The sequence below is a fragment of the Methylophaga sp. UBA2496 genome (assembly GCF_002341635.1).
Taxonomy (GTDB): domain Bacteria; phylum Pseudomonadota; class Gammaproteobacteria; order Nitrosococcales; family Methylophagaceae; genus Methylophaga.
This window is the reverse complement of the sequence record NZ_DDOK01000004.1, coordinates 770,125-778,126: the sequence shown is the minus strand read 5'-3', so window position 1 is coordinate 778,126 and position 8,002 is coordinate 770,125. Positions and strand designations below refer to the sequence as shown.

Here is an 8,002-nt window from a genome sequence, read left to right as displayed (position 1 = left end):
CAGTGGTCGGTTTTTGCTCCTGTAAAAATAGGGGTGGATTTTGCTAAATATCAATAAACTCCGTTTCGGAAACCACCACCTGATTTCGACCGTTATTTTTAGCTTCATATAAAGCGACATCAGCTGCCTTGATTATGTCTGATTTTTCGATAAGCGTGTTATGCAGATAGGCCACACCACAGGAGGCTGTGATCGTTGGTAGCGGTTTATTTTGATATAAAAGTTCCAGTGAACTGATTTCCTGACAGAGTATTTGGGCGCGCTTTACCAAGTGGTCTTTGTTAATATCAGGCATGATAATAATGAATTCTTCGCCACCATAGCGACAGATAACATCACTGCTGCGAAAATGATTTTTGAGAATATTGGCATATTCGACAAGAACCAGATCACCAGCATCATGGCCATAATCATCATTAAATTTCTTAAAATGATCGATATCTGAGAGGATCAGACCCAGTCCATGCTGGGCTCGGGCACATCTGTGAATTTCACGCTCAAGGCTTTCCTCCATGAAACGTCTGTTAAACAGAGAGGTTAATGGGTCACGTACTGATTGTGATTGTAAAGCTTCTTTGAGTTTCAGGCTAACCAGTGATAAAGCAAGGTTATCAGCAGTAATTTTCACCAGACGCTTTCTGGACTCAACGTAATAGGTTTTCTCTTCTCCTACTTTATGTTTTGCACCATTAAATTCGATATGTAACATGCCAAGCATTTCACCCTGGGCAATTATCGGTTCACAGATATAGTTGCTCACACCTTCGCTGACATGCTTACATCGAAGTCTGCCATCGTTATCAAGAGTAGTGTGCTCCTTACCTTGACGTAGCGACCAACAGTCATCAGGAGCTATGACGGGTGCACTTTTAATATCATCTGTTATGCCCCATGTCGTCATCGATTCAACAAGTGTTTTCTTATCATTAAACAAATACAGTGCACCGGTACAATCTGGAAAGATCTGTTCTGCATAATATGAAACGATGGGGTAGGTTTCATCAACAGCTCTGCATACTTGGAGGTAAGAGTTAAGCTGATTGATGAGATTCATCTCATAGTTGTATTGTGTGAGTTCCTGATGAGACTTTTTCAGTTCATCTTCAGATAATTTTTGTTCAGTGATATCAGTTGAGGACCCAACAAAACCCGAAAAACGGCCATGGCCATCGATATAGGGTTCACCATGGTCGATAAAATGCCTGTATTCACCATCACGACGACGTAATCGGTATTCCATGGTAAAAGATTTGTAAGTCTCAAATGCATCCTTAAATACAGTCAGACAATAATCACGGTCGTCGGGATGTAAGGCATTGAACCAGGCTTTACCACCCATCTTTTCAACTTTTTCTCGTCCAATAAAATTTTTATATTGGTTATTTGTAAAAATTATATTGCCATGTATATCAGTTAGCCAAAGGGTAACTGGGGCATCTTCAGCCATCGTCTGGAAATTAATTTCTTCAAGTGAAATAGCGGGTGTTCCAGTGTTTACTTCATTCATACTTGAATTCAACTCCATTGTTGAACTGTCTCCATGTTTGAAAATTCATCCGGTGAAAATTTTATATAGCAAACAGACTTTATATAAGAGTTAATGCTTTTTTTTGTGCCTGTTTACTTTATATATGAATTAAGGATACACCATGTGAAGCAATAATCTGAATTAGGTCAATTCTTCTTGATAGTTATCAGCTGTAAATCGCGGGGTACATAATGCTAGAAATACCAGATCCTCATTACTGACATTGGTGATACGTTGGCGAGTATTTTCAGGAATAATAACAACATCTCCCGAAGTAACGGTATGAGGAGACAAATCACCGATCTCTACGATTCCCTGACCTTGAATAATCACATAACGTTCAGTGGTTGACTTTAACCGGTGCCACTGTGTGGTTACTCCGGGTGAAACCCTTGCTTGAGCAATTGATAACGCTTCATCTTCGATATCATTAGACAGTTCATTGATATAGCATCCTTCAATAAAATAGTATTCGTTATCGGCTTGAAATGGTTTTATTATGGGTTTCATAATGAAAATGTAATCATGTTTGGGGCCTTTTAGCAAAATATCGGGCAATCCAGATAAAAATCATGTTGAACGGATTTGGCATCATCTATGCAAAATTTTTCATGTCACCCTTAACGGAGGTGCTCCATGAAAACGTTCATGCTTCTTTTTGTATTGTCATTTTCAGTACAAGCGAATGAAATATCTACATGGAATCGTCTGATTCTTTCTGGCGGTTCACATATCATGATCGGCTTTGCACCACCAGAGTTAAAGCAAGCTGAAATACTTAATATTTTTATTGAAGGTGATGGAGAACCCGGCGTGGCATTAAGGCTGGCGCAGGAAACCCGAGGAGACAGTGTCTATATAGGACGTCCCTGTCAATATCTGAAAGCTACCCGATTTAACTCGTGTAACCGTGAGCTGTGGACTTCACATCGATATTCTCAAGCCGTAGTGGATTCGATGGATATGGCAATTTCTATAATGAAACAGCAGTATCAAGCGAGTCAAATACGTTTGGTAGGGTATTCCGGAGGGGGAGCAATCGCATCGATTATTGCATCAAAAAGGAGCGATGTTGCACTATTAGTGACCGTTGCTGGCAACCTTGATCATAAGTGGTGGAGCGAATTTAATGATTCAGCACCTCTGTCGGGTTCATTAAACCCAGTTGATTACAGCTCAGCATTAGAGGCAGTACCCCAGATACATTTGATAGGCGATCATGATTTTGTGGTACCCGGGTCGGTATTAATGTCTTATCTGTCGAAATTCAAATCACGTGAAAAAGTAAAAAGCTATCTGGTGGGAGGAGCTGATCATACGTGCTGCTGGTCGGTGGCTATCGCTGCGGTACTGACGGATTAGACTGGAATGGCTAGCCAAGGCTGGCCAGCCATTCATCATCGGAACCTTCATTCATGCCTTCAAATAAATAAGTTGATAGATAGCGTTCGCCAGTATCGGGTAGCATTGCGAGAATAACCGAACCTGGTTCTGCATTTTCAGCGACTTTCATTGCGGCTGCCACAGTGCCGCCACAAGATAAACCACAGAAGATTCCTTCTTCACTGGCTAACCTTAATGCCCAGCTTTTGGATTCTTCATCAGTAACAGGGTATAACTCGTCATAAACATCGCGATTTAATACATCTGGAATGAAGTCTGGTGTCCAGCCCTGAATCTTATGGGGATGCCAGTCATCTCCTGCCAGCATCGATGCCGCAGCTGGTTCAGTGGCGACAATTTTGGTATCAGGTCTGGCAAGTTTTATCATTTCACCAGCCCCGGTTAACGTGCCGCCAGTTCCCCAGCCTGAGACCCAGTAATCGAGCCTTTTACCGGCAAAATCGCGAAGAATTTCAGGGCCGGTAGTATTTCGATGAAAAGCTGGATTAGCAGGATTTTCGAATTGTCTTGCGAGAAACCAGCCATGTTTTTCAGCAAGTTCCTCGGCTTTTTTCACCATTCCTGTCCCTTTTTCCGCTGCGGGAGTGAGGATAACTTTGGCACCGAGTGCCCGCATAATTTTCCGGCGTTCAATGGAGAAGGTTTCAACCATCGTGGCAACAAATGGATAACCTTTCGCTGCGCAGACCATTGCCAGGGCAATGCCGGTATTACCCGATGTTGCTTCAACGACAGTTTGTCCAGGTTTTAATACACCACGTTTTTCAGCGTCATCGATTACGGCAAATGCAAGGCGATCCTTAACCGAAGCCATCGGATTGAATGCTTCCACTTTGACGTACATTTCGACGTGCTCAGGAGCAATATTATTAAGTTTAACAATAGGTGTATTACCGATAGTGTCGAGGATGCTGTTATAGATCATAATTTCTCTGTCGGTCTGGTTAAATTAATCCAAAGCTTACACTAAATTGTTGATGCAAAAAAATCCACTGGTCGTCTAACAACAGCTATAAACAAAAACAGCCGCATGGCGGCTGTTAGTAGCGAAGTCCAGCTAAATGTCAGGAAACATTATTGCTTACATGAATATTTTGTTTGGTGGATTGTTTTGCCGGCTGTTTGCTATCCGGGTTAGATGTCAGCTCAAGTGCCTTCAAAATATTTTGTCGGGTAATTGAACCAACTAAGCGATTTTCTTTGATCACTGGCAAACATTTGTAAGCGGTTTGTAAAAATTTCTCGGCAACCTCAATGATGGAAGCTTCAAAATCAATGGTTTCAACTTTATTATGCATATATTCTTCGACTTTGCCGGCCGATTCGCCCTGATAAGCAGCATTAAGGGCGACTTGCATACAGTCTTTTTCAGAGAGAAAACCAATCAGGTTGCCATGATGATCCACTACCGGTGCCCCGGAAATTTTCAACTCAATCAGCTGATGAATCGCCCGCAACACATCCATATCAGGAGTGAAGGTGATCTTGGTGCCATTCATATGATCTTTTACTTTGAGTGATGCAAGCATGGACTACTCCCTGATGCTGATTAGTTTTGTTGTTTTTCCCGTTTCCGGGCTTCACACTCTTCTTTTTCCTGGATTGAGCAGGCACCACCACAACTTCCTGACAGTCCAACCTGATTCAAACCACCACAACTACCTTTTATTGCTGAACGGCCAAAAATTACACCTATAGCCATGGCTATAACAGCCAACAGAAGAATAAAAAATGTGGCGAGGAAAGTATTCATATTAGCCTCCAAAATCATCAAGCATGATGTTTTCAGGTTCAACACCTAAATCTTCGAGCATTTTGATGACGGCTGCGTTCATCATCGGTGGGCCGCACATGTAATATTCGCAATCTTCTGGAGCCGGATGATCTTTCAGATAGTTTTCATAAATAACATTGTGAATAAACCCGGTGTAGCCAGTCCAGTTATCTTCCGGCAATGCATCAGATAAAGCGACATGCCAGGTGAAATTATCATTTTCAGCGGCCAGCTCGTCAAAATCTTCGGTATAAAACATCTCACGCAGACTGCGGGCACCATACCAGAAAGTCATTTTACGTTTAGATTTCAAACGGCGCAGCTGATCAAAGATGTGTGAACGCATTGGCGCCATACCGGCACCACCACCAATGAATACCATTTCTTTATCCGTATCTTTGGCAAAAAACTCACCAAATGGACCGGAAATAGTGACTTTATCACCAGCTTTGAGATCAAAAATGTATGAAGACATGATTCCCGGTGGCACATCATCAGCATTAGGCGGTGGTGATGCAATCCGTACGTTCAGCATTACAATGCCTTTTTCTTCCGGATAGTTGGCCATAGAGTAGGCGCGAACCACGTTTTCTTTCACCACGGATTTGTAACGCCACATATCAAAGCGATCCCAATCCGGACGATATTCATCGGCGATGATAAAGTTTTTGTATTCCACCGTATGTGGCGGACATTCAATCTGAATAAAACCACCGGCACGGAAGTTAACACTTTCACCTTCAGGTAATTCAAGGATCAGCTCTTTAATAAAAGTGGCAACATTATCATTGGAACGAACCGTGCATTCCCACTTCTTCACGCCGAATACTTCTTCCGGCACCTGAATCCGCATGTTTTGTTTAACGGCCACCTGACAAGACAACCGATCACCTTCAGCGGCTTCACGTTTAGTGATATGTGATTCTTCAGTGGGCAGAATAGAGCCGCCGCCTTCAAAGATCTTTACCTTGCATTGCGCGCAGGTCCCACCACCGCCACATGCTGAAGATACAAACAGGTTAGCATCGGCTAAAGCCCCTAAAAGTTTGCCGCCAGCCTTGGTTTTAATCGTTTTTTCATCATTGACAATAATGTCGATATCACCGGTCGCTACCAATTTGGAGCGGGCGCTGATAATAACGAATACCAACGCCATGATGATCAGCGTGAATAAGACGATGCCTAAAATGATTTCCATTAGAGTTGAATCCCCGAAAATGCCATGAATCCTAACGCCATCAAGCCCGCAGTGATAAAGGTGATGCCAAGGCCTTGTAAGCCGTCAGGAACGTCGGAATATTTAAGTTTCTCTCTGATGCCTGCGATTGCAGTGATAGCCAGCGCCCAGCCAAAACCACTTCCCACACCATATACGGCACTTTCTGCAAGATTGTAATCACGTTCTACCATGAACAATGTGCCCCCTAAAATGGCGCAATTCACCGTGATTAAAGGCAGGAAAATACCTAACGCGTTATAGAGTGCCGGCACATATTTATCCATGGCCATTTCGATGATTTGCACCATAGCGGCAATAACACCAATATAGCTGATCAGGCCCAGGAAACTCAGATCAACATCTGGTAAACCTGCCCATGACAGGGCGCCTTCTTTAAGAAGGTATTGATAAATCAGATTATTGGTTGGAACGGTTATTGCCTGAACCAGAATAACCGCGATACCCAAGCCCAGAGCGGTTTCGATTTTTTTCGATACTGCGAGGAAGGTACACATCCCCAAAAAGAAAGCCAGAGCCAGATTCTCGACGAAAATTGAGCGGATAAACAGACTGAGATAATGCTCCATTTACAAAACCTCCGTGCGGTGTACCTGGTGAATCTGATAGTCCGGCGCCTCAACTTGTTGTGGTTTCCAGCTACGAATTGCCCAGATCATCAGGCCGATAATAAAAAATGCGCTGGGTGGCAGCAGCATCAAACCATTGGGCATATACCAGCCACCTTCGTTAGCGACAGGAATAATAGTTTGCCCAAACAGTTTGCCAGCGCCCAGTAATTCACGGAAGAAGGCGACAACCAGCAACACTAAACTGTAACCCAGACCATTACCTAAACCATCAAGAAAGCTCATTCCCGGCGAGTTTTTCATGGCATAGGCTTCTGCTCTGCCTAAAACAATACAGTTGGTGATGATCAAACCGACAAACACAGATAATTGTTTGCTTGCCTCGTAAGCGTAAGCTTTGAGAATCTGATCAACGATAATGACCAGTGAAGCAATGACCGTCATCTGAACGATGATGCGAATACTTGACGGGATATGATGACGAATCATACTGATAATCGCGCCTGAAAATGCAGCAACCGTCGTCAAGGCGATACACATGATCAGCGCCGCAGTCATATTGGTTGTCACCGCTAATGCGGAGCAGATTCCCAATACTTGTAATGTAATAGGGTTGTTATCGATTAACGGGTCGATAACATTGGTTTTTGCTTGGCTTGCCATCAGTTATTCCCCACGTCTGAACGCATGTTTTGCAAAAAAGGACCAAATCCATTTTCACCTAACCAGAAGACCATCATATTGGATACACCTTGGCTGGTCAGAGTAGCACCGGATAATCCATCGACTTTATACTCAGCTTGTGGTGTATTGTTGTCGACATAACCCCGAACAACTCTGAATTCCACATTGCCATTTTCATCAAATATTTTTTTACCTTCCCATTTGGCTAACCAGCGCGGGTTTTCTATTTCGCCGCCCAGGCCTGGCGTTTCTGCATGCTCGTAAAAACGCAAACCACGAATGGTATTAAAGTCACTCTCCAGGGAGAGAAAACCGTACATAGTCGACCATAAGCCGTAACCATGAACCGGAATGACCAGTTGTTCGATTTCATCACCTTGACGCAGAATATAAACAGGTGCGTATTTGGCTCTGCTGCCGATTCCGGCAATATCCTCACGATTACCGAGGCGTACTCCTAAATCTGGCGACCCGGAGGCTTTGCGCTGATCATACGTCGTCGGATCAATATCGTTTTCCGCAAACTCCCCGGATGCCAGGTCAACTAATCGGACTTCAAATTGTTCAAAGGCAACTTCCATGTCCATGCCGGGTTCATACTGTCCGGTAACGGCCAGTATGTTCTGCCGAATATCATTCTTTTTATTTACAACCTGCTTGGATTTGAGTGCTACGGCTGCCGTCGACACCATGACCGAACAGACCAAACACAGCATGATTGCAATAAATATGGTTTTTGTCGGGTCATCATTGGGCCGCTGCATCAGCTGTCCAAAAAAACCTTTTTTCCGAGTAATTTCTGCCAT

The 8,002-nt window shown here is 43.5% G+C and carries 10 protein-coding genes; 1 reads left to right on the top strand and 9 read right to left on the bottom strand.

Features of this window, described 5'->3' with window-relative positions:
* Positions 1-43: 43 nt before the first annotated feature.
* Positions 44-1,507, bottom strand: coding sequence for a sensor domain-containing diguanylate cyclase (locus B2W60_RS07075; RefSeq protein ID WP_292361914.1), 1,464 nt, complete (start codon positions 1,505-1,507; stop codon positions 44-46).
* A 162-nt stretch (positions 1,508-1,669) separates the two neighbouring features.
* On the bottom strand, positions 1,670-2,038 hold the full coding sequence (locus B2W60_RS07070; RefSeq protein WP_292361915.1) for a cupin domain-containing protein: 369 nt from the start codon (positions 2,036-2,038) through the stop codon (positions 1,670-1,672).
* Positions 2,039-2,164: 126 nt separating this feature from the next.
* On the opposite strand from B2W60_RS07070, the gene B2W60_RS07065 reads away from it, so the two are divergent.
* Positions 2,165-2,890 (top strand): alpha/beta hydrolase family protein, encoded by a 726-nt coding sequence (locus B2W60_RS07065; protein ID WP_292361916.1) that lies wholly within the window; start codon positions 2,165-2,167, stop codon positions 2,888-2,890.
* Positions 2,891-2,900: 10 nt separating this feature from the next.
* Here the strand turns inward: B2W60_RS07065 and cysK are convergent, their stop codons facing one another.
* The 7 genes from cysK to B2W60_RS07030 all read right to left on the bottom strand — a co-directional run bounded on the left by cysK (position 2,901) and on the right by B2W60_RS07030 (position 8,002).
* Positions 2,901-3,857: a cysteine synthase A gene (cysK, locus tag B2W60_RS07060; RefSeq protein WP_292361917.1), complete on the bottom strand. Its 957-nt coding sequence runs from the start codon at positions 3,855-3,857 to the stop codon at positions 2,901-2,903.
* Between the two features lie 139 nt (positions 3,858-3,996).
* Positions 3,997-4,461: a CBS domain-containing protein gene (locus B2W60_RS07055; protein WP_292361918.1), complete on the bottom strand. Its 465-nt coding sequence runs from the start codon at positions 4,459-4,461 to the stop codon at positions 3,997-3,999.
* A 20-nt stretch (positions 4,462-4,481) separates the two neighbouring features.
* Entirely contained in the window at positions 4,482-4,685 is a 204-nt protein-coding gene (gene nqrM / locus B2W60_RS07050) for a (Na+)-NQR maturation NqrM (protein WP_292361919.1), read from the bottom strand.
* A 1-nt stretch (position 4,686) separates the two neighbouring features.
* Entirely contained in the window at positions 4,687-5,904 is a 1,218-nt protein-coding gene (gene nqrF / locus B2W60_RS07045; protein ID WP_292361920.1) for an NADH:ubiquinone reductase (Na(+)-transporting) subunit F, read from the bottom strand.
* Positions 5,904-6,512, bottom strand: coding sequence for an NADH:ubiquinone reductase (Na(+)-transporting) subunit E (nqrE, locus tag B2W60_RS07040; RefSeq protein ID WP_069296326.1), 609 nt, complete (start codon positions 6,510-6,512; stop codon positions 5,904-5,906). Before nqrE ends, nqrF begins: the two co-directional genes overlap by 1 nt.
* Positions 6,513-7,175: an NADH:ubiquinone reductase (Na(+)-transporting) subunit D gene (locus tag B2W60_RS07035; RefSeq protein WP_292361921.1), complete on the bottom strand. Its 663-nt coding sequence runs from the start codon at positions 7,173-7,175 to the stop codon at positions 6,513-6,515.
* Complete coding sequence (locus B2W60_RS07030) at positions 7,175-8,002, bottom strand: Na(+)-translocating NADH-quinone reductase subunit C (protein WP_292361922.1); 828 nt, start codon at positions 8,000-8,002, stop codon at positions 7,175-7,177. Before B2W60_RS07030 ends, B2W60_RS07035 begins: the two co-directional genes overlap by 1 nt.

What these genes read in the sequence shown, in the direction of transcription:
- B2W60_RS07075 (WP_292361914.1), bottom strand. Translation starts at nt 1,507, where the DNA reads ATGAATGAAGTAAACACTGGAACACCCGCTATTTCACTTGAAGAAATT.
- nqrM (WP_292361919.1), bottom strand. Translation starts at nt 4,685, where the DNA reads ATGAATACTTTCCTCGCCACATTTTTTATTCTTCTGTTGGCTGTTATA.
- nqrF (WP_292361920.1), bottom strand. Translation starts at nt 5,904, where the DNA reads ATGGAAATCATTTTAGGCATCGTCTTATTCACGCTGATCATCATGGCG.
- B2W60_RS07055 (WP_292361918.1), bottom strand. Translation starts at nt 4,461, where the DNA reads ATGCTTGCATCACTCAAAGTAAAAGATCATATGAATGGCACCAAGATC.
- nqrE (WP_069296326.1), bottom strand. Translation starts at nt 6,512, where the DNA reads ATGGAGCATTATCTCAGTCTGTTTATCCGCTCAATTTTCGTCGAGAAT.
- B2W60_RS07065 (WP_292361916.1), top strand. Translation starts at nt 2,165, where the DNA reads ATGAAAACGTTCATGCTTCTTTTTGTATTGTCATTTTCAGTACAAGCG.
- B2W60_RS07035 (WP_292361921.1), bottom strand. Translation starts at nt 7,175, where the DNA reads ATGGCAAGCCAAGCAAAAACCAATGTTATCGACCCGTTAATCGATAAC.
- cysK (WP_292361917.1), bottom strand. Translation starts at nt 3,857, where the DNA reads ATGATCTATAACAGCATCCTCGACACTATCGGTAATACACCTATTGTT.
- B2W60_RS07070 (WP_292361915.1), bottom strand. Translation starts at nt 2,038, where the DNA reads ATGAAACCCATAATAAAACCATTTCAAGCCGATAACGAATACTATTTT.
- B2W60_RS07030 (WP_292361922.1), bottom strand. Translation starts at nt 8,002, where the DNA reads ATGGCAGAAATTACTCGGAAAAAAGGTTTTTTTGGACAGCTGATGCAG.